Source organism: Streptomyces misionensis (assembly GCF_007896895.1).
Lineage (GTDB): Bacteria > Actinomycetota > Actinomycetes > Streptomycetales > Streptomycetaceae > Streptomyces > Streptomyces misionensis_A.
Genome location: NZ_VOGW01000016.1, coordinates 62,272 through 63,512 on the forward strand (window position 1 = coordinate 62,272; position 1,241 = coordinate 63,512).

The window sequence follows — 1,241 nt, forward strand, 5'->3', positions numbered from 1 at the left end:
GCCCCGCCCCGCCCCTGCCGGGGCAGTCCGGGTTCCGCCGGCAGCGCGGAGTTGCGGTACTCGCGGACCGCGCTGGTACGGGCCACCACCCGGCCGCGGTGGATCACGATGCGGCTGTAGGCGAGGGAGAGGGCGCCGGGCAGGTGCTCGCCGCGGACGGCGAGCAGTTCGGCCGGGAAGCCCGCCTCCACGCTGACCCGGGGCAGGCCGAGCGCGGCGCGGGCGGAGGTGCTCACCGCGGCGTAGGCGTCCTCGGGGCCGAGGCCATGGGCGGAGGCCAGGAGGTAGGCGGCCTCCAGGGGGTCGCCGCGGCCCACCGGGTTCGAAACGTCCCGCAGGGCGCCGCTGCCGGCCGCCACCCGCACCCCGGCCGCCCGCAGCAGCCGCACCGGCGCCGTCCCCCGGCGGTCGGCGCCCCCGCAGCCGCCCTGGGGCAGGCACACCACCGTCACCCCGGCCGCCGCCAGCTGGTCGGCGGCGCGGGAGGCGACGTCGGCGGGAAGGTGCGCGAGACCGGCGCACGGCCCGATCGTCACGCCCGGGCGCAGTCCCCCCGCCATCGCCGCGAGCCGGGACAGCCGCGCCGGGTCGGCGGCGTCCGTGTGCAGGTCCACCGGGCAGCCGTGCTCCGAGGCCACCTCCAGGACCGCCTCCACGTACCCCGTGGGGTCCGGGTCCAGGTCCGGGCAGCCGCCCACCACCGCCGCGCCCATCTTCGCCGCGTCCCGCAGCATCGCCAGCCCGTCCGCGCCGGCCACCCCCGTCAGCAGCCGCGGCATCGCCACCGTCGTCAGCTCCGCGAGCCCGCGCAGCGCCCGCCGCGCCCGCAGTACGGCACCCAGCGCGCCCAGCCCCTGCACATCGCCCACCCGCACGTGCGCCCGCACGGCCGTCGCCCCGTGCCCCAGCTGGAGCAGCGCGGACTCCGTGGCCCGGCGCTGGACGTCCTCGGGGGCGTACGAGGCCGGGACCGGGCGCTCGGCGGACAGGGCGGTGTCGCCGTGGGCGTGCGGCTCCGCCGGGGCGGGCAGCAGCAGGTAGCCCGACAGGTCCACGCGCTGCACGCCCGCGCGCGCCGGCCCCGACGCCAGGCTGCCGGCGGTGCCCACGGCCTCGATCCGCCCGCCGCCCAGCCGTACGTCCACGGCCCGTCCGTCGGTGAGCCGCGCCCCGCACAGCAGCAGGCCGTCCGGTTCACCCGGCCCCGAGGACCCGGACGGGCCCGAGGACCCCGACCGGTT

At 80.3% G+C, this 1,241-nt stretch carries 1 protein-coding gene; it reads right to left on the reverse strand.

Annotated elements, in window-relative coordinates; all coding sequences use genetic code 11:
* Positions 1-1,241 (reverse strand): amidohydrolase family protein (locus tag FRZ03_RS02715; protein ID WP_261398477.1); only part of this gene is annotated, 1,241 nt, incomplete at both ends.